Genomic DNA, 20,484 nt, shown 5'->3' on the forward strand with positions numbered 1-20,484 from the left:
CCGCTCAGCCGGCTGCGGTCTCGCGGACCACGGCCGCGGTGCCGGACGGGTAGAACAGCCCCGTGTGCCCGTCGGGCGACCACTTCACCAGGTACGGGGGCCCGCCCGACTCACCCCGCACCTCGAGCACCTCTCCGGTGCGCTCCGGCTCCCCCTGGTGGGTGGAATGGACGACGATCCGGTCACCGACCCTGGCTTCCACGGCGGCCTCCATTGGCGCGACGGGCTGTGTTGTGGGTCACAGCCTCCCCTCGGCGCCGGGCCGGATCAAGCCCCTGCGACCACCATCGCCCGCACGCCGCGGCGGTGCAGCGCCCAGCCCCCGACGACCAGCAGGACGCCGGAGGCGAGGAAGCCGAGGTCCCACGACAGCGGGCCGCCGAGGTCGTCGCGGACGTGGTGCACGCCCAGCAGCTGGTGGTCGATCAGCCCCTCGACGAGGTTGAAGACGCCCCACCCGGCGAGCACCAGGCCGACGTGGAAGCTCCAGCTCGGCGCGAGCCGGCCCTGCCGCCAGGCGTGCAGCGTGACCAGGGACGCGGCGAGCACGAGCACCCAGGTGGCCAGGTGGAAGAAGCCGTCGGCCACCGTGTTGTGCTCCAGCCCGGCCAGCGTCGTCGGCGACCGGCCGGGCACGTCGCTGACCATGTGGTGCCACTGCAGCACCTGGTGCAGCACGATCCCGTCGACGAACCCGCCGAGACCGAGCCCGTAGAGCAGCCCGGCCGCGCGGGAGGGGAACCGGCGGTCCGGTGCGCTCGCCACCGGGAGGGCCTACCCGCCCGGCGCGCCGAGATGCGCACGGGGGAGGTGACCCGACCCCGGAACACCTCCCCCCGTGCGCATCTCGGCGCGACCGGCTCAGCGGGTGCTGGTGGCCGCCAGCGGCGTCGTCCCCCCGCCGGCGGCCGGCGGCTGCGGGCCCGGCGGGGGCGGCTCGGCCCCGGGCGTGGCCGAGTCGGCCGGCACCGCCTCCGCCGCGGGCGGCGGCGGGGCGTGGCCGGTGCTGCCGCCGAAGTACATCTGCGCGAGGTCGGGGTCGGCGAGCACCGCCTCCGCGGTCCGCTGGGTCACCACGCGGCCGCTCTCCATGACGATGCCGTCGGTGGCCATGCGCATGCCGAAGCGCACGTTCTGCTCGACCACCAGGATCGTCTTGCCGCTCTCCCGCATGAGCATCACCGACCGGTAGACCGTCTGCAGGGCCTTGGGGTCCAGGCCGAGCGAGGGCTCGTCGAGCAGCAGCAGGACCGGGTCGAGCATCAGCGAGCGGGCGAACTCGACCATGCGGCGCTGGCCGCCGGAGAGGTTGCCCGCCTTGTCCGCCGCCCGCTCGGCGACGATCGGGAACAGCTCGGCCACCGAGTCGTACCGACGGCGGACCAGCCCCCGGTCGCGGCGGATCATGTAGCCGCCGAGCAGCACGTTCTCCCGCACGGTCAGGTTCGGGAAGAGCGCGTTGGCCTGCGGCACCTGCGAGACGCCGGCCTTGAGGATGTCGGCCGGGGTGGACCGGTGGATCGGCGTCCCGTCGAGCGTGATCTCGCCGAGCCGGGGGTTGAGCAGGCCGCTGACCGTGCGCAGCACGGTGGACTTGCCCGCCCCGTTGGGCCCGACGATGCAGGCGACCGCGCCGCGCTCGACGTCGATGTCGACGCCCTGCAGCACGTCGCCGCCGCCGTAGCCGGCGACCACCCCGCGGAGCTTGAGCATCAGGAGCTCACCCTTTCCGGCTCGAGCTGGAAGTCGTCGCCGAGGTAGGCGTCGATGACGGCGGGGTCGGCCTGGATCTGCTGCGGCGAGCCCGACGCCATCGTCGCCCCGCGGGACAGGACGTGGACCGGGTCGCACAGCCCCAGCACGAAGGGCATGTTGTGCTCGACGATGAGGAACGTCTTCCCGTAGGAGTTGAGCTCGCGGATCATCTCGGCCATCCGCTCGATCAGCACCGGGTTGATGCCGCCGGCGGGCTCGTCGAGCAGGATCAGCTTCGGGTCGAGCATGAGGATCTGGGCGAGCTCCACCAGCTTCTGCTGGCCGTAGGACAGCGCCCGCGCCTTCTGGTCGCGGAAGGCGCGCATGCCGACGAACTCCAGCAGCTCCTCCGCGGCCCGGGCCTCCGGGCCGCTGACGGCGATCTTCCCGAGGTGGCCGAGGGAGAAGGAGCGCTGCGCGGCGACGACGTTCTCCAGCACGGTCATCTCGCCGAACAGGCGGGTGATCTGGAACGTGCGCCCGAGGCCGAGGTGCGCCCGGTCCCACGAGGGCAGCCGCTCGATCCGCTTCCCCGCGAAGGTGATCTCCCCGGCGTCGGCGGCGATGGTGTTGTCGATCAGGTTGAACACCGTCGTCTTGCCCGAGCCGTTCGGGCCGATCAGCCCGGTGATCGACCCGGCCGGCACGGTGAACGAGCAGCCGTCGACCGCGCGCAGGCCGCCGAAGCTCTTGCGCAGGCCGGAGACCTCCAGCAGCGGCCGGCCGGCCGGGGTGGTGGTGTCGGGCTGCAGCCGCTCCTTAAGCGACTCGAGGCTGCCGCCGGTGCCGATCCGCGCGCCGACCAGGCCGGCCTTGCCCTTCGTCCGCCGCCGGTCGAGCAGCGACTCGACCGCCGGCAGCACCCCCTTGGGCAGCAGGATGACGACGGCGACGAGCAGCCCGCCGAAGAGGAACAGCCGGGCGTTGCCGCCGCCGAAGTCGTTGTTCGCGACCTCGTTGAGCGGCTCGATGAGGAACGCGCCGAGCACCGGGCCCCACAGCGTGCCGCGGCCGCCGATCAGCAGCGACAGGATGATCTGGACGCTGATCAGGATGCTGAACATGCCGCGCGGGTCGATGAAGGTCAGGTAGTAGCCGTAGACCGCACCGGCCATGCCGACGAACACGGTGCTGGCGACGAACCCGATGATCTTCTCGATCGGCAGGTTGATGCCGATGGTCGCGGCCTTGGTCTCGTCCTCGCGGATGGCGATCAGGCCCATGCCCAGCTTGGTCCGGCGGATCCACCAGGTCATGAGCACCTGCAGGGCCAGGATCGCCAGCAGCGCGTAGTAGAAGGGCCAGTTGAGGACGTCGCGGTCCCACGAGGGCAGCGGCAGGGTCAGCCCCGCCGTCCCGTTGGTGACGCTCACCCAGTTGACGGCGAGCACCTGCACGAGGAACAGGAACGCCACGGTGATGATCACGAACGCCGGGCCGCGGGAGCGCAGCGACACCAGGCCCAGGCCGACGGCGACGACCGCGGCGACCAGCCCGGCGACCGGCACCCACAGCCACGGGTTCACGCCCTCGAAGCGGGTCGCCAGCACGCCGATCGTGTAGCCGCCCAGCCCGACGAACGCGCCCTGGCCGAGCGAGACGTAGCCGGCGAACCCGGTGATGATGTTCAGCCCGCTGGCGCCGATGGCGAACACCAGGGAGAGGATGATCATGTTCTGGTAGTAGGCGTCGTCCACCGCCACCGGGAAGACGACGAGGAAGACCGCCGCCACGGCGACCAGCAGCCGCCCGATCCACAGCGGGCTGGTCAGGTCGCGGGCCGAGGGGCTCATGCCGCCACCGCATCCTCTCGCAGACGGGAACCGAGCAGGCCCTGCGGCCGGAACAGCAGCACGGCGAAGACGATCAGGTAGGGCACCGCGGTGGCCCAGGCCGGCGAGACGTAGGCCGCGGTCATGGTCTCGGCGACTCCGAAGAGCATCGCGCCGAGGATCGCCCCGTTGAGGCTGCCCATCCCGCCCAGGACGACGATGGCCAGCAGGCGGGCGATCCACTGGTAGTGGGCGCCGGGGACGAACGGGTACATGACGCCGACGATCGCGCCGCCGGCGCCGGCGGCGGCGATGCCGAGCCCGAACACCAGGGCGGCGACCGAGGCCACCCGGATGCCGACCAGCTCGGCGCCGGCCGGGTTGACCGCGGCCGCCCGGATGGCCCGGCCCAGCCAGGTGCGCGACAGCACCAGGCCGAGCACCACGAGGACGGCGATGGCGACCAGCCCGCCGAACACCTGCGTCTTGGGCAGGAACAGGCCGAAGACGTGGAAGGACTCGTCGGCGTAGCTCGGGCGGATCGCCGTGGAGTTGTTGCCCCAGATCGAGCCCATCGCCGCCTCGAGCACCAGCGCCAGGCCGAAGGTCAGCAGCACGGTCGAGACCATGGGCGCGGTGCGGATCCGGGCGACGAACAGCTTGTAGGTGACCCAGCCCAGGGCGAACACCACCGGCGTGGTGATCACGATCGCCAGCAGCGGGTCGATGCCGGCGGCGTCCCAGAGGCTGTAGGTGAGGAAGGCCGCCAGGATCAGGAAGGCGCCGTGGGCGAGGTTGATCACCCGCATGACGCCGAAGATCAGGGTCAGCCCACCCGCGACGAGCGCGTAGACCCCGCCCAGCAGCAGCCCGAGCAGCAGGTTCTGCGCGAACTCGGTCATGCCGTCCCCCTCCTCGAGCCCGGGCCCGCCGGGCGCGGGTGCGCGCCCGGCGGGCTCGTCGGACCGGTCACGCGCCGTCGCCCGTGGGCAGCCAGCCCTGGACGATCGCGTCGGTCGTGGCGGCGTCGGTCGGCAGGATGATCTCCGAGGTGCCGTTCTGCCACTGGCCGATGAGGAACTCGCCGATCGGGCTGCCGTCCTCGTTCCAGCTCAGCTCGCCGAGGATGGTCTCGACCGGGTTCTCGCGCAGCCAGTCGGCCAGCGCCTTCTGGTCGTCGATGCTGCCGACCGCCTCGACGGCGGCCTGGAGCACCTGGCCGGCGGCGTACGCGTCGGCGGCGTCCTCCGGCGGCGCCCCGCCGAACATCTCCTCGTAGGTCGCCACGAAGTCCTCGTTGCCGGGGGTCGAGGCCTCCGGCGTGTGGCTGACCGCGTACATGATCCCCTCGGTGTTCTCCACGCCCACCGCCTCGGCGAACTGGTCGGCCTGCGAGGGGGCGCTGGTCTGGTACAGGTACCGGGGCTGGAAGCCGAGCTTGCGCATCGAGCGGATGAGGCCGACGCCGTCCTCGAACACCGCGCCGCTGACGACGAGGTCGGGGTTGGCGCTCTTCATCGCGTTGACGATCGTGTCGAAGTTGCGGGTGTCGATCGCGTAGGTCTCCTGGTAGACCGTCTCGATCCCGGCCGCCTCGAGGACCTCGCGGATGCCCTCGACGTTCGGCGCCGCGAACGGGTCGTCGATGGTCGGGTACGCCGCCGTCCGCGGCCGCTGGTCCTCCGGCAGGCCCGCGATCCACTCGGCGAAGACCAGGCCCTGCTTGTCGGCGGTGGCCTGCTGGGCGAAGAACAGGTACTCGAAGCCGCGGTTGAACATGTCCGGCGAGCCACCGGCCGGCTCGACGAAGAGCATCTGGTTGCGCTCGGCGACCGCCGACGCCGGCAGGTTGAGCAGGGAGGAGAACGTGCCGAGCAGCAGGTCCACCTCGTCCTGGCTGATCAGCGCGTTGTAGTCGGCGACGATCGTGTTCTGGTTCGAGGCGTCGTCCTTGATGATCAGCTCGACGTCACGGCCGAGCAGGCCGCCGTTCTCGTTCACCAGCCGCTCCCACACCTGGTAGCCCTCCTGGGCGGCGGTGCCGGGCTGCGAGAACTCGCCGGTGAGGGGCAGCGACGTGCCGATGGTGATCGTGTCGCCGTCCGAGCCGCCACCGCCGTCGTCGCCCCCGCAGGCGGCGACGCCCGCCACCAGCAGACCCGTGACCGCCAGCGTGCTGAGGCGCCGGCCGAGCCGAACGTGCGACATGCTTCCTCCTGACCGAGCCGCAATCGATTGCGGGTTCGCCGAATGGTGTGACGGCAACCACAGCCTGTCAAGGACTCTGGCGGAATCGGTGGCGGGAACGTTGCCGACACGCTCATCCCCCCGCGTCAGGAGCCGCCGGCCATCGCTCCCCGGCTCCCGGACACGGGCCGCGGAGGCCGCGCGGGATGCCGGCGACGACCGGTCGAGTCTTGCAATCGAGTGCATGGAGTGCCACCGTTCCGACCGGACGAGGGAGGCGGGATGGCGGCTGGGGTGCCGGAGGGTGCGGACGTCGTCGTGGTGGGCGCGGGCCACAACGGGCTGGTGGCGGCCGGCTACCTGGCCGCGGCCGGGCTCGAGGTCGTGGTGCTCGAGGCCGGGCCCGCGCCCGGCGGGGACACGATCACCGAGGAGCTCACCCTCCCCGGCTTCGCCCACGACTCGTGCTCCAGCGCGCACGTGCTCATCCAGTCCAACCCGCTGATCCGCGACGACGAGCTCGGCCTGCAGGCCCGTCACGGCCTGCGGTACCTGGCCACCGACCCCGCGGTGGTCCTCCCCCAGCCCGACGGCGACCTGCTGGTCATGCACCGCGACCTCGAGGCGACGGCCGAGGAGCTGGCCCGGTGGTCGGCCGCCGACGCGCGCGCCTTCCGGCAGCTGATCGGCGAGTGGACCGGCGGGCTGGCCGCCGTCCACGGCCGGTGGAGCTCCGGCCTCGACCTCGGCGACGGTCCCGCCGCCGACGCCTACCGGGCGCTGCGCCGGCGCAGCGCGTGGGACGTCGTCCACGAGCGGTTCGCGCACCCCGTCGTCCGCTCGTTCGTGCTGTGGCTGGCCATGGCGACCATCCAGGACCCGCGGCGGCCGGGCACCGGTTTCCTGCCGTCGTCGCTGACCGCCGGGCGGCTGGCCTTCGGCTGGTCGACGCCGGTCGGCGGCTCCGGCGCGCTGCCGGGTGCGCTGGTCCGCCAGATCGAGGCGCACGGGGGGCGGGTGGTGTGCTCGGCGCCGGTGGCGCAGGTCGAGGCCGCCGGCGACCGGGTGACCGGGGTGCGGCTGGCCGACGGCACGCGGGTGGCCGCCCGCCGGGCCGTGGTGTCCAGCGCGCACCTGGCCCGGCTGGCCGACATGCTCGTCGGCGCGCAGGTGCCCGACGACCTGCTGGAGGCCCGCAAGACCTGGCGGCCGGGGCTGTCGGTGTTCGCCGTCCACGCCGCGCTGCGCGGCGACCTCGCCTTCCGCTCCCCCGCCGGCCCGGTGCCCGGCGTCGCCGCCGGCCTCGGCTCCGCCGACGGCGTGGTGCGCCAGCTGGACGCCTTCGCCCGCGGCGAGGCCGACGCGAGCGACCCGTGGCTGCTGGTGGTCAACCAGAGCGTCGTCGACCGCAGCCGCGTCGCCGGCGACGGCGGCACGTTCAAGATCCTCACGGTCGCGCCGTACGCGCGGCGCGACGGGCGGAGCTGGGCCGACACTAAGGACGCCCACGCGGCCGCGCTGGTGGCGCTGGTGGCCGAGCGCGCCGACGGTCTGGGCCCCGACGACGTGCTGGCGCTGCGCGCCGAGTCGCCGGTCGACGTCGCCGCGCACAACGTGCACAACCTGGGCGGCTCGTGCCACGGCGGGGAGTTCGAGCTGCCCGACGGCGGCGTCGTCCCCGGCTGGCCGACCTACCGCACCGGGCTGCCGGGGCTCTACCTGACCGGGGCGACCACGCACCCCGGCGGGTCGGTGTCGGGGCGACCGGGCCGCAACGCCGCGCGCGCCGTCCTCACCGACCTGGGTCTGGACCCGGCGCACGTGATGGGGCCCAGCTGAGAGCGGGCCGCCCCTCCCCCATCCGCCTGCTGCAGCTCACCGCCTTCGTCAGCACGCTGGACCGGTTCGCCATGCCGCCGGTGCTGCTGGCGATCGCCGCCGACCTGGACGCGCCGCTGTCCTCGGTGGTGCAGGCCGCGGGCGCCTACTTCCTCGCCTACGGCCTCTCCCAGCCGGTCTGGGGGCTGGCGTCGGACTCGCTCGGCCGGGTGCGCACCATGCGGCTGACCCTGCTCTGCGCCGGGGTGGCGTCGGTCGCCGCCGCCTTCGCCTGGACGCCGCTGGTGCTGGGGCTGGCCCGCGGGCTGGGCGGGGCGTTCTTCGGCGCGGCCTACCCGGCCAGCCTGATCTACCTGGGCGACACGGTGCCGCCGCACCTGCGGCAGCGCGACATCGCCCGGCTGATGGTCGGGGTGGCGCTCGGCACCGGGCTGGCGTCGGTGGGCGCGGGGCTGCTGGCCTCGCTCGCCTCGTGGCGCGCGGCGTTCGTCGTCACGGGCGTCTCCGCGGTGGCGCTCGCCGCGGGCCTGCGGGTGCTGGCCGAGCCGGCGCGCGAGCGCCCGGCGGCGGGGCCGCTGGCGCCGCTGGGCCAGGTGCTCCGCTCCCGCCCGGCGGTGTTCGTGCTCGGCCTGGCGTTCCTCGAGGGCGCGGTGCTGCTCGGCGTGCTGACGCTCCTGCCGGCCGCGGTGGAGGCGGGCGGGGCGTCGGCGGCGCTGGCCGGCGGGGTGACGGCGGTCTACGGGGTGGCGGTGTTCGCCGGGGCGTCGGCGGTGGCCCGGCTGTCCCGCCGCCAGCAGCCGGCGCGGCTGATCGCGCTCGGCGCGGCGTCGGCCTTGGCCGCCTGCGTCGTGCTGGCGCTGTCGCGGGCGGCGGTGGTCGCCGTCCTGGTGACGCTGCTGCTCGGGCTGGCCTGGGCGGCGATGCACTCGTCGCTGCAGACCTGGGCGACCGAGGTGCTGCCCGCGGCGCGGGCCGCGGTGGTGTCGCTGTTCGCGGGCAGCCTCTTCGTCGGCAGCGCGCTGGCGGCGGTGGCCGTCGCGGGCCTGGCCGACGCCGGCCGGTACCGGGCGATCTTCGCCCTGGCCGCCGCCGCGGCCGTGCCGCTGGGGGTGCTGGCGGTCTGGGGGCGCGCCCGGTGGAGGAGGCCGGCATGACCCTGACGGGTGCCCCGCGGGGGCGGTCCTCCCGGCCCGGGGCCTCCCCCGGCCCTAGGATCGGCGCCGTGCCAGCGCCGACCCTGCGGGATGTCGCGGCCGCGGCGGGCGTCCACCCCGCCACCGCCTCCCGGGCGCTGAACCCGGAGACCCGGGCGCTGGTGAACGCCGAGACCGCGCGCCGGGTGCTCAAGGCCGCCCAGTCGCTGAGCTACTCCCCCAACCCGATCGCCCGCAGCCTGAAGACGGCGAAGTCGCGGACGATCGGCCTGGTCCTGCCCGACCTGACCAACCCGCTCTTCCCGCCGATCGTCCGCGGCATCGAGGACGTCCTCGGCCCGGCGGGCTACAGCGCGCTGATCGTCAACACCGACAACGACGCCGCCCGGGAGCAGGCGCTGGTCGACTCGCTGCGCTCGCGCCAGGTCGAGGGCATGATCATCGCCACCGCGCGGCTGGACCACCCGCTGCTGGAGCAGCTGCACGCGCAGGGCGTGCGGGTGGTGCTGGTGAACCGGCGCGCCGAGCACCTCGACATCCCGTGCGTCACCCCGGACGACGCGGCCGGCGTCTCCCTCGCCGTCGAGCACCTGGCCCGGCTGGGGCACCGCCGCATCCTGCACCTGGCCGGCCCGCAGACGACGTCGACCGGCGTGGTGCGGGCCAAGGCCTTCCGGGCCGCGGTCCGCGACCACGGCCTGGACGACGACCCGGCGCTGACCGTCGCCGGCGGCTACTGGTCGGAGGCCGAGGGCGCCCGCGGGCTGCGTGAGGTCCTCGACGCCGGCACCGACTTCACCGCCGTCGTCGCCGGCAACGACCTCATCGCCCTCGGCTGCTACGACGTGTTCCGCGAGCGGGGCCTCTCCTGCCCCGGCGACGTCAGCGTCGTCGGCTTCAACGACATGCCGTTCCTCGACAAGCTGCAGCCGCCGCTGACCACCATCGCCGTCCCGCACCACGCGATCGGCGTCGAGGCCGCGCGGATGCTGCTCGAGTCGCTCGACGAGCCCGACCGCCCGGCGCGCTCGGTGCTGCTGCCGGTCTCCCTGGTCGAGCGCGCCTCCACCGCCGCGCCCGCCCGCTGACGGCGGGCTGACCGCCCGTTGCCAGGCGCTGCCCCCGCGCGGACCATGGCGCACGCGGGGGGCCGACGTCTCCGAGGAGGACGCGCCATGACCTCCCGCATCCCCGGCATCCCGACCGACGACCTGCTGCGGCCCCTGCGCGCCGAGCTCGGTGACCTCGTGCGCGAGGAGGTCGGGCGTGCGCTGGACGGCTACCTGGGCAAGGCGCGGGAGGGCCGCACGGGCACACGCATGCTCGCCGGCGCCGCCGTCCTCGGCTCGATGTCGGCCGGGAGCGCGACGGCGCTGCTGATCCGGCTCCTGGAGCGGCGCCCGGCGGCCGCACCGGGGGTCGTGGCGGCAGCGCTCGGCGCCGCCGCCACGGCGCTGGCGGCAGCCGGCCGCCGGCGGCTGCGCGCGGCGTGGTCCCCGGCGCCGTCCGGGCCGGCCGGCAGCGCCTGACGACGCCTCAGGTGGAGGTCCGGCGTCCGCTGCGCATCCCCTCGAGGAACGCGCGGAGGAGGTCCTTGCCGACGCTGCGCACCGTCACCGGCGCGGGCTGCACCTCCTGCCGCCGTCGCGGTCGACGGCGCGGAGGGGGCTGGCGACCGCGTACGCCGGAGCGACGCGCAGGCTGTGCAGAGCGGGCCGAGCGTGGCATGACGGCCACCATCCGTTCCGTGCCCGGGGGAAGAGGCGAGCAGCGTCGCACGTCGGGACCGGTGCGCTCCCGCCGGACGGCGCCGCGGGGATGCCGTCCGGCGGGGCGACCGCACAGCGTGGCCGGCAGCTACGTCCCGCTCCTCCGACCCGCGTCACCGCCGGGTCGAGAAGCGGCACGGCGCGCTCCTCGACCTGGCCGGCCGGTTCGCGGTCGACGAACCCGGCGATGCGCGTGCGGTCGCCGCGCCGCGGGTCCCGCAGCGTCCGCACCAGCGGCTCGGCGTACCCGCGCGGGGTGGCGAGGTGACCGCGCCGCCGGGACCACCCGCCCACGGGGGGAGGCGGGTGGGGACCACGACGGCGCGGCCCCTCGTCTGCGTCATCGCCGACGCCCTCCCCAGGGGCGCGCCGCCGCCCCGTGCACCCCACCGGCCCCGGGAACCGCTCCTGCCCCACCCGCCCCGCGCCGGGGACGGTGGGCGATCCGGGCGCCTCAGCGCGGCTCGGGATCGCCCGCCCGGACCAGGCCGGTCTGGTAGGCCAGCACCACCAGCTGCGCGCGGTCGCGCACGTGCAGCTTGCTCATCGCCCGGTTGACGTGCGTCTTCACGGTCAGCGGCGAGAGGAACAGACGGGCGGCGATGTCGTCGTTGCTCAGCCCGTGCGCGACGAGGGCCACCACCTCGCGCTCGCGGTCGGTGAGCACGTCGAGCGCCGGGTCGGCCGGACCGTGGGCGGCACCGTGCGGCTCGGCGAGGAAGCGGGCGATGAGGCTGCGGGTGGCCCGCGGGGACAGCAGCGCGTCGCCGCGGGCGACCACGCGCACGGCGTCGAGCAGCTCGTCGGGCTCCACGCTCTTGCCGAGGAACCCGCTCGCCCCTGACCGCAGCGCCTCCAGCACGTACTCGTCGGCCTCGAAGGTGGTCAGCACGACCACCCGGACGCCGGGCAGGTCCGGCGACCCGGTGATCTCCCGGGTCGCGGTCAGCCCGTCGGTGCCGGGCATGCGGATGTCCATGAGGACGACGTCGGGGCGCAGCGCCCGCGCCTGCCGGACCGCCGCGGCGCCGTCGCCGGCCTCGCCGACCACCTCGAGGTCCTCGGCGCTGCCGATGAGGGCGGCGAAGCCGGACCGGATGAGCACCTGGTCGTCGGCGAGGAGCACGCGCACCGTCATGCCGACGCCCGCGGGACGAGGGCCGAGACGGTGAAGACGCCGTCGGCCGCCCCGGTGACCAGCCGGCCGCGCACCGCCTCGACCCGCTCGCGCATGCCGATCAGGCCGTGCCCGCCGCCCGGCGCGGCCCGGTCCGCGGCGCCCACGGGGTTGCGCACCTCGATCGAGACCCCCTCCGGCCCGTGGTGGATCGCCAGCTCGGCGGTGCCGTCGCCGTGCTTGGCCGCGTTGGTGAGCGCCTCCTGGACGACCCGGTAGGCGGTCAGGTCGTGGATCGGCGGCAGCCCGCCCGGCTCGCCGGTGACCGTACAGCGCAGCTGCAGCCCGGCCCGGCGGGCGGAGTCGACGAGGCCGTCGACCCGCGCCAGGCCCGGGGCGGGCTCGGTGGGCGCGTCCTCCTCCGGGGTGCGCAGCAGGCCGACGATCGCCGACAGCTCCGAGAGCACCGTGCGGCTCGCCTCCCGCACGAGGCCGAGCGCGGCCGAGGCCTGCTCGGGTCGCGTCCCCATCAGGTGCCGGGCCACCCCGGCCTGCACGTTGATCACCGAGATGGAGTGGGCGACGACGTCGTGCAGCTCGCGGGCGATGCGCAGCCGCTCGTCGGTCACCCGGCGCTCGGCCTCCTCCTCGCGGGTCAGCTCGGCCTGCCGGGCCCGGGCCTCGGCCGCCTCCAGCGCGGCCCGCTGGCTGCGGACGGCGACGCCCACCGCGGCCGCGCCGCCGCCCCACGCCAGGGCCTCCAGGCCGGGTACGTCCATGCGGTCGTCGAGCCAGGCGCCCTCGACGACCACCGACGCCAGGACGAACGCCGCGGCGGAGACGAGGACCGCCAGCGCGGTGGTCCGCAGGGACAGCTGCCGGCCGACGCTGTAGAGGGCCAGGCAGGCCGCCGCCCCGGCGACCGTGCTGAGGCCGCCGACGAGCACGGCCAGCACCCCGGCCGTCGTGGTGGCCGCCCACACCGGCAGCGGGTGCTCGCGGCGCACGACGAGGGTGGCCGCGCCCAGGAGGAACAGCCCCACCGCCGGCAGCCCGGGCGGCCGGGCGTCGGGCCCGTGCCCGTTCAGCCCCGGGAGGGCGAGCAGGACGACGAGCACGGCCAGGCCCGCGTCGACCAGCCGCGGGTGCGCGGCGGCCCAGCGCCCGGCGCCTTCGAGGGTCACGGGGACCCGGCCTACCCCATGGGGAGCGGCCGATCCGCCCGGCGCGCCGGAGGGGCGCCCCTCGTCGGTGGGCAGCGGCCGGCGGGCCGGCATCAGGGCCGGACCCGCAGGGCGCGCAGCCGGCGGACCACGAGGACGAGGACGAGGACGACGGCGCCGGCGGCCGCGGCCAGCGCGGCGGGGGTCGCCGTCTCGAGGACGCCCACCACCGACTCCCAGCGGTCGGCCAGGGCCACCCCGAGCCACAGGAAGGCGGTGTTCCACGCCGCCGCGCCGAGGGTGGTGAGCAGGAGGAAGCGGCCGACCGGCATGCGCAGCGTGCCCGCCGGTACCGACACGAGGACGCGCACGCCCGGGACCAGGCGACCGAACAGCACGACGAGGTCGCCCCGGCGGGCGAACCACGCCTCCGCGCGCGCCAGCCGCGGCCCGGTGATGCCGAGGACACGCGGCAGCCGCAGGACGAGCGGCCGGCCGCCGGCCCGGCCCAGCAGGTACAGGCCCCAGGAGCCGAGCACCGAGCCCACGGTGGCGGCCAGCGCCGCCGCCCAGAACAGCAGCGATCCGTCGGCGGTCCGCACGCCGACCAGCGGCAGGACGACCTCCGACGGGATCGGCAGCACGTTCTCCACCAGCATGACCGCGGCGAGGCCGACGTACCCGAGGGCGTCCACGACCTGCTCGGTGGCCGAGACCAGCCCGTCGACGATGCTCACCGGGTCCTGCCCGGGCGCTGCGGGGTCATGGCGACGAGCCTGGCGCGCCCGCGGGCCGGCGTCGTCGTCCGCGCGCAGGCACCGGGCGGGCGGGCGTACCGCGGCTGCAGTAGGCGAGGAGCCTGCGCCGGGACGACGCGCCCCGGCGCGCGGACGGCGACGCTGGTCGTCGTGCTCGTCGCCCCGTTCCTCCGCTTCGTCGCCATGGGCGCGACGTCGAGCGCCGCCTACGGGCTGCTCTTCCTCCTGCTCGGCGCGGCCACCGGCGGACCCGACCTGCTGCGCAACCTGGTGGCCACGGGCGCGTCCACCGTGCTCGGCAACGAGCTGCACCGCCGGGTCACCTTCGCGGCGGGCGGGGCCTCGGCGGCGCGCGGGCAGGGGGTGGGCAGCGGCATGGCGCTGGTCGGTCTGGCGGCCAGCAGCGTGGCGCTGGCCGGGTGGGCCGTGCTGGCGCCCGACGCGGGCGAGCCGGCGACGCTGGCCGTCGTGTACGGGGTCAACGGCCTGGTCGGGCTGGCCAACTTCGCCGCGCTGCGCTGGGCCCTGGGCGGCCGGGCGGTCCGACCGGTGCGTCGCGGCCGCCTCCCCGCGCGCCGGACCGGCAGACTGGACGGCCGTGGACCACTCCCCCGGCGCAGTCGTCGCCCGGTTGCGGCCCCTGCTCCTCGCCGTCCACGAGGCGCTGTCCCGCGGCGTCGCGGTGAGCGCGGCGATCCACGCCGAGCACGGCTGGAACCCGGCCGCCGACCGGCACCTCGACCACCAGCTCGTCCGGCGCGAGGCGATGGAGCAGCTGCGGCCGTGGGGCGCTGACGCCGACGACCTGTCCGATCCGCTGCTCGCCCGGCAGCTGGCGCTCCTCGACACCAGCACCGACAACCTCGGCCTGGCGATGAGCGGGCTGATCCTGCGCACCCCGACCGATGTCGTCCGGGTCTGGCGGTCGGAGGACGGCGAGCTGCCCGCGGCCGCCACCGACGGCCTGCGCGCCTTCTACCGGCAGGAGCCCGACCGCCAGCTGCAGCTCGACGTGGCCGGCCCGCCGGCGCCGCGCACGCGGGTGGACCACCTCGCGCTGCTGTGGGCCGACGCCGGCGGCGACCTCACCCGCTTCGACCTCGTGCGGCCCTCCGGCTCCGTCGGCCGGCGGGTGCAGGTCGACTGGCACTTGGACCTGCGGCGCTTCCTCGTGCTCCCCGCCGCCTGACCCCGGCCGGGGCGATCAGCCCTGCGCCGGCCGGCGGCCCGCCGGCCGGCCGCGGCTCGTCGGCGCCCGGCGCCTCCCGGAGCCGGACGTCGTGCCGCCCTCCTCCGCCCGGGGCTGCCCGGCTCCCTCGTCCTCGTCGTCGGACGCCTCCGCGGCGGAGCCCTCGCCGGCGGAGCCGTCCTCGGACGGCGCCTCCGCCTCCGACGACCCTTCCTCCGCCGGCCCCTCCTCCTCGGACGGGGGCTCGTCCTCGGACGGCGTCCCCTCCCCGGCGGGGCCGTCGTCCCCGGCCTCGCCCGGCGCCTCGGGCGCGCCGGCGGACCCGCTCGACCTCGACCACTTCAGCTCGAGCTCCAGCTCGATCTCGTCGCCGTCGACCTCCACCTCGAGCTCGCAGCGGACCCGATCCGCCACCGACAGCTCCAGCGTGCTCGCACCGAACCGGACGGAGACCTCCCCCGCACCCCCCAGCCCCCGCGCGAGCTCGGAGAGCAGGGCCGCCACCTCCTGGCGGTCCAGCTCCAGCTCCTGCTCGACCTTCAGTTCCGCCATGGCTCGGCTCCTTCCTCCGACGACGACCGCTGCTCGTGCCCGTCTACCCGTCCCCGCCGGTCCGCACAACCGGGCGGCGCGGGGCGTTGCCGTGCGGGGACCGGCGGCGGACGATGTCGCACGCGACGGGGGCCTCGTACCGGGAGGACCCGATGCGCGCGGACGGGTCGGTCGTCGGGGTGGACGTCACCGGCGGCGCGCTGCCGGTCGCCGGCGCCGGGGCGCGCTGCCCCGCGGAGCTCGACCGCCGGGACGCCGGTGCCCAGGTGCGCGCGGAGATCGCCCGCTGGCGCACACCCGGGGTGCGCGAGGAGGAGCTCGACGGCCTCGCCCTGGCCCGCGCCGTGACCCGGGAGGTGCGCTGGACCGGCACCCACGCGCTGGACCCCTCGCTGCTGGCCGACCTGGCCGACGTCCGCGCCCGGCACCGCGGCCGCGACGCCGCTCTCGACGCCTTCCTCGACTGCGCCCTGGCCAAGCACGACGACCGCTACTGGAACCGCACCTACCTGTGCCTGCCGGTCCTGGAGCGGCTCGTGGACGGCCCCGGCGAGCCGCTGGACCCGGTGGCGCTGGCGGCGCTGCTGGCCGCCGACGTCGTCCGGCACGAGCTGTGCGCGTCCCGGCGGGACAAGGCGGTCGGCCCGCTCGACCGACCCGACGAGCGCACCCTGCGCACCCGCGTGCGCCAGGCCGTGCGGTTCCTCACCGCCAACCTCGGTGCGCCGACGGCGGCCGAGCTGCTGGCCGGCATCGCGCACGACCCGGAGGCCGGGCTGCCGGAGATCCTGGCCCGGCTGCCCGTGGCCCCGGAGTGCTGGGCGGCGGACTGGCTGGAGCTCACCGTGCTGCCCGTGTCGACGGTGCACGACGAGTACTTCTTCATCCGCGCGCTGCAGGCGCACGAGACCGTCTACGGCGTCGCCGCCCGGCGGGTCGCGGCCGCGGCGGCGGCCCTGGACGACGACCGGCCGGCCGACGCCGCCGCGCTGGTGGACCGGGCCACCGCGCTGGTCGAGCGCGGGCAGTCGCTGTTCCGGATGGTCGCCACGCTGCGGTACGAGGCGTTCCACACCTTCCGCGAGTTCACCGACGGCGCCAGCGCGATCCAGTCCGAGCAGTACAAGCGGTTCGAGGCGCGCTGCGGCACCCCGCCGGCCCACCGGCTGGGCTGCCCCGCGTTCGAGAGCGTCCCGGCGGTCGCCGCCGAGCTGGCGCGGGACACCTCCTCGCTGGCCGGCGCCTGGCTGGCGGCCCGCGACCGGTCGCCCGCCGACCTCGCAGGGGTGACGGCGAGCATGGCCGCGCTGGAGGCCGCGCACCGCCGGTGGAAGGGCACCCACCTCGGCGTGGCCGCTCGCATGCTCGGCGACGCCGGCGGCAGCGGCGGCACCTCCGGCGTCAGCTACCTGCGCTCGTGGGTGGACCACCGGCTGTTCTGGGCCCTCGGGGACGCCGCAGCCACCGGCTGACCCGCTCGCGCCCGCGCCGCACGAGACGGCGCCGGCGGGGCCGGTCGCGGACGGCGGTCAGCCGCACCCGCGCGGCGCCGGGCAGGGAGCGGACCCGCCTCGCCGCGCGTCCGGCGCCGGGCAGGGAGCGGACCCGCCTCGCCGCGCGTCCGGCGCCGGCGGCCGTCCCGCGCAGCCGCGCCCGCAGCCGCTCGGCGCCCCGCAGCCGCCGGTCCGGCCCGCCCGGCGGTCCGGCCCGACCGGGGACCACCCGTCCCCCGCGCTCCCAGCGTGCCGTGTCCCGTCTCGCCAGGACCACGACCCCGGCGATGACCAGGAAGAACGCGAGGACGTCGACGATCGCCCAGAGCATGGCGCTCCACCTCTCGGAGCGGCCGGAGGCGTTCCGGCTCCGGAGCGTCCCGGCGGCACCCGAACGATCCCGCGCCCGGGGCCTGCGGGCAAGGGCTCCCGGCGCGGCGTCGTCAGGCCGCCGCGTCGCGGCCCCGCGGTTCCGCCGCCGGCGGCGCGGCGAGGTCCGCCAGGGCCCGGCGCCAGCGCTCGGCGAGGACCTCGAGCCGCAGCAGGGCCCGGTCGTAGATCTGCTGGACGTCGATCTCGAGGGCCGTCGTCACCTCGTCGTCGGCGGTCGCTCCGGTCACCGCGGGTCCCTCCACCAGTGGTCCGAGGGAGGGACCGCGCCGCCGGTTCCCTCGCCCACGGGGGAAGACGAGGGCAGGACGGCGGCGCGGCCCCTCACCCCTGTCATCGCCGGGCGGCCGGGCAGGGGTGCCCTCGGCACCCCTGCCGCCCCTCCTGCCCCTGCAGCCCCACCCGCCCCAGGACCGGCGTCCTGTCGGTGCCGGCGGCGAGGATCACGGCATGGCGGCCTTCTTCCTCCCGCGGGCGAGCGACGACGAGCAGGCCGAGCGGCTCTACGACGCGCTCGCCGAGTTCGCCGGCTGCGAGCCGGCCCCGGTCGGCCGGCGGGTGCACGCGATCGCCTTCACCGCCGAGGGGGCCGAGTGGGAGGCGCGGGTCGGCGAGGAGCTCCGCGGACGGCGGACGACGTCGCAGCTGCGCCGCGGCGAGCTCGTCGAGCGCACCGAGCACCTGTCGTCGCCCTCTCGGGTGCTGGCGATCTACCCCGGCAGCCCGTTCGTCGTGGTCACCGACGCCGCGCCGATCACCGGTGCGGCGTCGGAGTGGGCCAACCCGTTCACGGCCGCACCCGAGCGGATCACCTGGTTCGACGCCGGCTGAGCGGGGACCACGTCGGGGAACGACCGGTCGCCGAACAGGATCAGGCGGGCCGCCGCCCGCCCCGGCGGCGTGCGCAGCAGCGCGAAGGCCGCGGCGGCCACGGCCGGCGTGCGCACCTGGGCCAGCCCCCGGCGCAGCGCGAGCCGCCCGCGGAAGCTCGCCCGCAGCGCGGCGCCGTCGTAGGCGGCCAGCCGGTCCGGCCGCCCGGTCCGCAGCGCGTCGTCGAGCACGTCGACGGCGTGGTCGGACAGCCGCAGGCACGGGTCGAGCCCGCCGGCGGTCAGCGGCGACACCGCCCCGGCGGCGTCCCCCACGAGCAGCCCCTCGGCGCAGCCGATCCGGCGCAGCAGGCCGCCCACCGGGATGGGGCCGCCGCGCCGCTCCACGTCGTCCGGCCGCGCGATGCCGGCCAGTCCCGGCGCCGAGGCGGCGAACCGGTCGAGCGTCCGGCGCAGCCCGTCGGGGAAGCGGTCGGCGTAGCCGGCCACCCCGACGTGGGCGTGCTCGCCGTCGTCCACCACCCACGCCAGGTAGCCCGGCGCGAGCGTGGGGTCGAGCACGCAGTGGAACGTCGGCGGCCGCTCGCCGGGCGGGACCGGGAAGACCTCCTCCGCGCCCACCAGCAGGTGCCGGTTGCGGTCCAGGCCGAGGTCGCGGGCGACCGCCGAGCGGGCGCCGTCGGCACCGACGACGAAGCGGGCCCGCACCCGGTCCGGACCGGCCCCGGCCAGGAGGTACGTCCCGTCGCGCCGGCCCGCGTAGCGGGTGCCCAGGGCGATCCGCACGCCGGCGGGGGCCGCGTCGCGGGCCGCCGCCTCGTACAGCGCGCCCATGTCGCCGACCCGGAACTCGTCGCGACCGGACTCCAGCGCGACCGGCCGGCGCAGCCCGGGCGGGTGCAGCACGACCCGCCGGATGGGCGGGCCGAGGCACTCCGGGGGCAGGGCGAAGTCGTCGAGGGTCTTGCGGACGAAGATGCCGGTGGTCCGGATGGCGCCGGTCAGGCCGGTGCGCCGGTCCACCAGCAGCACCTCGTGCCCGCGCCGGGCCAGCTGCTCCGCGGTGCGCAGGCCGGCCAGCCCGGCGCCGACGACGAGCACGTCGACCTCGGCGGTCACCGGCGGCCCTCGTGCGCGACCGGCTCGGCGGTCGGCACGGCGCCCTCGTCGTCGACCCACTCGAGCAGGTCGCCCGGCTGGCACTGCAGCACCCGGCACATCGCCTCGAGGGTGCTGAAGCGGACCGCCTTGGCCCGGCCGTTCTTCAGCACCGCCACGTTCGCCGGCGTGAGGCCGACCCGCTCGGCGAACTCGCCGACGCTCATCTTGCGCCGGGCCAGCTCCACGTCGATGCGCACGACGATCGGCATCAGATGACCGCCTCCATGTCGGTCCGCAGCGTCGTCGCCTGCAGCAGCAGTGCCCGCAGCACCACGACGAGCAGGCCGAGCACCGCCGCGGCGACCAGAGTGAGCAGCAGGGCGGTCGACGGCCCGGCGACACCCCAGACGGCGACGCAGTACAGCAGCGCCCCGGCCAGCAGGGCGCACTCGGCGACGATGGCCCACACGATCGCGTCCACCCACGCCACGGAGGCCTCGGAGAAGATGCGGTCGGCCTCGACCAGGGCGAGCAGCCGCCAGGTGCAGACGATCACCACCTGGACGCAGAGCAGTCCCAGCACCGCGACGCCGAGCGACGGCCAGCGCACGTCCGCCAGCTCCGGCGAGTCCGCGGCGAGCTCACCCCACAGCGACGGCAGGACGACGACCTGCGCCGCCCCCAGGGCGGCGAACGCCAGCGCGAGCAGGACCCGGAGCATGCCGACCACCCGGCGCGTCGTACCCATCCATCGAGTCTCGATGGACACCTATCGAAAGTCAATCGATCGAGGCGCCGAGTCGTCGTCGTGGACGTCAGGACGGCCGGCAGAGGAGACCCCGGAGCTCCTCGAGCGAGCGGGTCGTCGCGCCGATCAGGGACCCACCGCCGGTCCGCCAGCACCGGACGGCGGTCCGGAGGACGAGGATCCCCACCCCGGCCTCGAGCAGTGCCCCGGTGTCCGGCGCGGCGAGCCCCCGCAGGCGGGCCAGCCCCGCGGCGAGCAGGCCCTCCATGTCGCGCTGGACGGCCAGCGTCGAGCGCATGAGCCCGGGGTGGCCGACCACGATCTGGTCCCGCAGGGCCAGCGACGAGTCCTGCGACTCGAGGAATTCCGCGAACCGCACGAGCACGGCCGGCAACCGGGCCGGCTCCGGGAGGGCGCCCACCGCGTCGACCGCGTCCAGCAGCGCCTCGGCGAACTCCTCCCGGTAGGCGAGGACGACACCCTCCTTGGAGCCGAAGTGGCGGTAGAACGTGGCCGGCCCGACGGCGGCCGCGGCGCACACCTCCTCCACGGTGACCCGGTCGAAGCCCCGGCTGCGGAAGAGCTCGAGCGCCGTCTGCTCGATGCGGGCCCGCCGCCGCTCGCGCGCCCGGGCCCTCGCCGTCGTCGCGGTCATCGCCCCTCCCCG

General features: G+C 76.1%; 22 protein-coding genes. 7 read left to right on the forward strand and 15 right to left on the reverse strand.

Annotation, left to right across the window (positions count from 1 at the left end; all coding sequences use genetic code 11):
• Positions 1-4: 4 nt before the first annotated feature.
• From ACI797_RS07235 to ACI797_RS07260, 6 genes are all read right to left on the reverse strand, one after another.
• Positions 5-202, reverse strand: a complete 198-nt coding sequence (locus tag ACI797_RS07235; protein WP_456542598.1) for a DUF1918 domain-containing protein — start codon at positions 200-202, stop codon at positions 5-7.
• 65 nt (positions 203-267) lie between these two features.
• Complete coding sequence (locus tag ACI797_RS07240) at positions 268-765, reverse strand: DUF2243 domain-containing protein (RefSeq protein ID WP_456857927.1); 498 nt, start codon at positions 763-765, stop codon at positions 268-270.
• A gap of 96 nt (positions 766-861) precedes the next feature.
• Entirely contained in the window at positions 862-1,713 is an 852-nt protein-coding gene (locus ACI797_RS07245) for an ABC transporter ATP-binding protein (protein ID WP_456857928.1), read from the reverse strand.
• Positions 1,713-3,548, reverse strand: coding sequence for a branched-chain amino acid ABC transporter ATP-binding protein/permease (locus tag ACI797_RS07250; protein WP_456857929.1), 1,836 nt, complete (start codon positions 3,546-3,548; stop codon positions 1,713-1,715). Before ACI797_RS07250 ends, ACI797_RS07245 begins: the two co-directional genes overlap by 1 nt.
• Entirely contained in the window at positions 3,545-4,429 is an 885-nt protein-coding gene (locus ACI797_RS07255) for a branched-chain amino acid ABC transporter permease (protein ID WP_456857930.1), read from the reverse strand. Before ACI797_RS07255 ends, ACI797_RS07250 begins: the two co-directional genes overlap by 4 nt.
• A 67-nt stretch (positions 4,430-4,496) precedes the next feature.
• Complete coding sequence (locus ACI797_RS07260; protein ID WP_456857931.1) at positions 4,497-5,735, reverse strand: amino acid ABC transporter substrate-binding protein; 1,239 nt, start codon at positions 5,733-5,735, stop codon at positions 4,497-4,499.
• A gap of 261 nt (positions 5,736-5,996) precedes the next feature.
• Between ACI797_RS07260 and ACI797_RS07265 the strand changes: the two genes are divergently transcribed.
• The 4 genes from ACI797_RS07265 (at position 5,997) to ACI797_RS07280 (ending at position 10,236) form a co-directional block, all read left to right on the forward strand.
• Entirely contained in the window at positions 5,997-7,553 is a 1,557-nt protein-coding gene (locus ACI797_RS07265; protein WP_456857932.1) for a phytoene desaturase family protein, read from the forward strand.
• Between the two features lie 29 nt (positions 7,554-7,582).
• Entirely contained in the window at positions 7,583-8,707 is a 1,125-nt protein-coding gene (locus ACI797_RS07270) for an MFS transporter (protein ID WP_456858024.1), read from the forward strand.
• A gap of 68 nt (positions 8,708-8,775) precedes the next feature.
• Positions 8,776-9,795, forward strand: a complete 1,020-nt coding sequence (locus ACI797_RS07275) for a LacI family DNA-binding transcriptional regulator (RefSeq protein ID WP_456857933.1) — start codon at positions 8,776-8,778, stop codon at positions 9,793-9,795.
• Between the two features lie 87 nt (positions 9,796-9,882).
• On the forward strand, positions 9,883-10,236 hold the full coding sequence (locus tag ACI797_RS07280) for a phage holin family protein (protein WP_456857934.1): 354 nt from the start codon (positions 9,883-9,885) through the stop codon (positions 10,234-10,236).
• A gap of 694 nt (positions 10,237-10,930) precedes the next feature.
• Here the strand turns inward: ACI797_RS07280 and ACI797_RS07285 are convergent.
• The 3 genes from ACI797_RS07285 to ACI797_RS07295 all read right to left on the reverse strand — a co-directional run bounded on the left by ACI797_RS07285 (position 10,931) and on the right by ACI797_RS07295 (position 13,493).
• Positions 10,931-11,614, reverse strand: coding sequence for a response regulator (locus tag ACI797_RS07285; RefSeq protein WP_456857935.1), 684 nt, complete (start codon positions 11,612-11,614; stop codon positions 10,931-10,933).
• Positions 11,611-12,777, reverse strand: a complete 1,167-nt coding sequence (locus ACI797_RS07290; RefSeq protein ID WP_456857936.1) for a sensor histidine kinase — start codon at positions 12,775-12,777, stop codon at positions 11,611-11,613. The genes ACI797_RS07285 and ACI797_RS07290 overlap by 4 nt, the downstream gene beginning before the upstream one ends.
• Before the next feature lie 92 nt (positions 12,778-12,869).
• A complete protein-coding gene (locus ACI797_RS07295) occupies positions 12,870-13,493 on the reverse strand; it encodes a DedA family protein (protein ID WP_456857937.1) in 624 nt (207 codons plus the stop codon).
• Between the two features lie 27 nt (positions 13,494-13,520).
• On the opposite strand from ACI797_RS07295, the gene ACI797_RS07300 reads away from it, so the two are divergent.
• Both ACI797_RS07300 and ACI797_RS07305 read left to right on the forward strand, forming a co-directional pair.
• Positions 13,521-14,309: a hypothetical protein gene (locus tag ACI797_RS07300; protein ID WP_456857938.1), complete on the forward strand. Its 789-nt coding sequence runs from the start codon at positions 13,521-13,523 to the stop codon at positions 14,307-14,309.
• Positions 14,281-14,703: a hypothetical protein gene (locus tag ACI797_RS07305; protein ID WP_456857939.1), complete on the forward strand. Its 423-nt coding sequence runs from the start codon at positions 14,281-14,283 to the stop codon at positions 14,701-14,703. Before ACI797_RS07300 ends, ACI797_RS07305 begins: the two co-directional genes overlap by 29 nt.
• Before the next feature lie 15 nt (positions 14,704-14,718).
• Here ACI797_RS07305 and ACI797_RS07310 read toward each other — a convergent pair whose 3' ends face one another.
• Positions 14,719-15,255 (reverse strand): amphi-Trp domain-containing protein, encoded by a 537-nt coding sequence (locus ACI797_RS07310; protein ID WP_456857940.1) that lies wholly within the window; start codon positions 15,253-15,255, stop codon positions 14,719-14,721.
• A 152-nt stretch (positions 15,256-15,407) separates the two neighbouring features.
• Here ACI797_RS07310 and ACI797_RS07315 point away from each other — a divergent pair, with 152 nt between their 5' ends.
• Positions 15,408-16,727, forward strand: coding sequence for a hypothetical protein (locus tag ACI797_RS07315; protein ID WP_456857941.1), 1,320 nt, complete (start codon positions 15,408-15,410; stop codon positions 16,725-16,727).
• 464 nt (positions 16,728-17,191) lie between these two features.
• Here the strand turns inward: ACI797_RS07315 and ACI797_RS07320 are convergent, their stop codons facing one another.
• From ACI797_RS07320 to ACI797_RS07340, 5 genes are all read right to left on the reverse strand, one after another.
• Positions 17,192-17,368, reverse strand: coding sequence for a hypothetical protein (locus ACI797_RS07320; RefSeq protein WP_456857942.1), 177 nt, complete (start codon positions 17,366-17,368; stop codon positions 17,192-17,194).
• Positions 17,369-17,848: 480 nt separating this feature from the next.
• Positions 17,849-19,087, reverse strand: a complete 1,239-nt coding sequence (locus ACI797_RS07325) for an FAD-dependent oxidoreductase (protein ID WP_456857943.1) — start codon at positions 19,085-19,087, stop codon at positions 17,849-17,851.
• Positions 19,084-19,338, reverse strand: coding sequence for a helix-turn-helix domain-containing protein (locus ACI797_RS07330; RefSeq protein WP_456857944.1), 255 nt, complete (start codon positions 19,336-19,338; stop codon positions 19,084-19,086). Before ACI797_RS07330 ends, ACI797_RS07325 begins: the two co-directional genes overlap by 4 nt.
• The gene (locus tag ACI797_RS07335; protein WP_456857945.1) at positions 19,338-19,817 is read right to left on the reverse strand and encodes a DUF2975 domain-containing protein; all 480 of its coding nucleotides are present in this window, start codon (positions 19,815-19,817) and stop codon (positions 19,338-19,340) included. Before ACI797_RS07335 ends, ACI797_RS07330 begins: the two co-directional genes overlap by 1 nt.
• Before the next feature lie 67 nt (positions 19,818-19,884).
• On the reverse strand, positions 19,885-20,472 hold the full coding sequence (locus ACI797_RS07340; protein ID WP_456857946.1) for a TetR/AcrR family transcriptional regulator: 588 nt from the start codon (positions 20,470-20,472) through the stop codon (positions 19,885-19,887).
• Positions 20,473-20,484: the final 12 nt, after the last annotated feature.

The organism is Geodermatophilus sp. SYSU D00691, assembly GCF_054050275.1.

Excerpts from the sequence above, each read along its gene's own strand:
- ACI797_RS07245 (WP_456857928.1), bottom strand. The coding sequence starts at position 1,713 with ATGCTCAAGCTCCGCGGGGTGGTCGCCGGCTACGGCGGCGGCGACGTG.
- ACI797_RS07250 (WP_456857929.1), bottom strand. The coding sequence starts at position 3,548 with ATGAGCCCCTCGGCCCGCGACCTGACCAGCCCGCTGTGGATCGGGCGG.
- ACI797_RS07255 (WP_456857930.1), bottom strand. The coding sequence starts at position 4,429 with ATGACCGAGTTCGCGCAGAACCTGCTGCTCGGGCTGCTGCTGGGCGGG.
- ACI797_RS07260 (WP_456857931.1), bottom strand. The coding sequence starts at position 5,735 with ATGTCGCACGTTCGGCTCGGCCGGCGCCTCAGCACGCTGGCGGTCACG.
- ACI797_RS07265 (WP_456857932.1), top strand. The coding sequence starts at position 5,997 with ATGGCGGCTGGGGTGCCGGAGGGTGCGGACGTCGTCGTGGTGGGCGCG.
- ACI797_RS07280 (WP_456857934.1), top strand. The coding sequence starts at position 9,883 with ATGACCTCCCGCATCCCCGGCATCCCGACCGACGACCTGCTGCGGCCC.
- ACI797_RS07285 (WP_456857935.1), bottom strand. The coding sequence starts at position 11,614 with ATGACGGTGCGCGTGCTCCTCGCCGACGACCAGGTGCTCATCCGGTCC.
- ACI797_RS07300 (WP_456857938.1), top strand. The coding sequence starts at position 13,521 with ATGGCGACGAGCCTGGCGCGCCCGCGGGCCGGCGTCGTCGTCCGCGCG.
- ACI797_RS07305 (WP_456857939.1), top strand. The coding sequence starts at position 14,281 with ATGGAGCAGCTGCGGCCGTGGGGCGCTGACGCCGACGACCTGTCCGAT.
- ACI797_RS07310 (WP_456857940.1), bottom strand. The coding sequence starts at position 15,255 with ATGGCGGAACTGAAGGTCGAGCAGGAGCTGGAGCTGGACCGCCAGGAG.
- ACI797_RS07315 (WP_456857941.1), top strand. The coding sequence starts at position 15,408 with ATGCGCGCGGACGGGTCGGTCGTCGGGGTGGACGTCACCGGCGGCGCG.
- ACI797_RS07330 (WP_456857944.1), bottom strand. The coding sequence starts at position 19,338 with ATGCCGATCGTCGTGCGCATCGACGTGGAGCTGGCCCGGCGCAAGATG.
- ACI797_RS07335 (WP_456857945.1), bottom strand. The coding sequence starts at position 19,817 with ATGGGTACGACGCGCCGGGTGGTCGGCATGCTCCGGGTCCTGCTCGCG.
- ACI797_RS07340 (WP_456857946.1), bottom strand. The coding sequence starts at position 20,472 with ATGACCGCGACGACGGCGAGGGCCCGGGCGCGCGAGCGGCGGCGGGCC.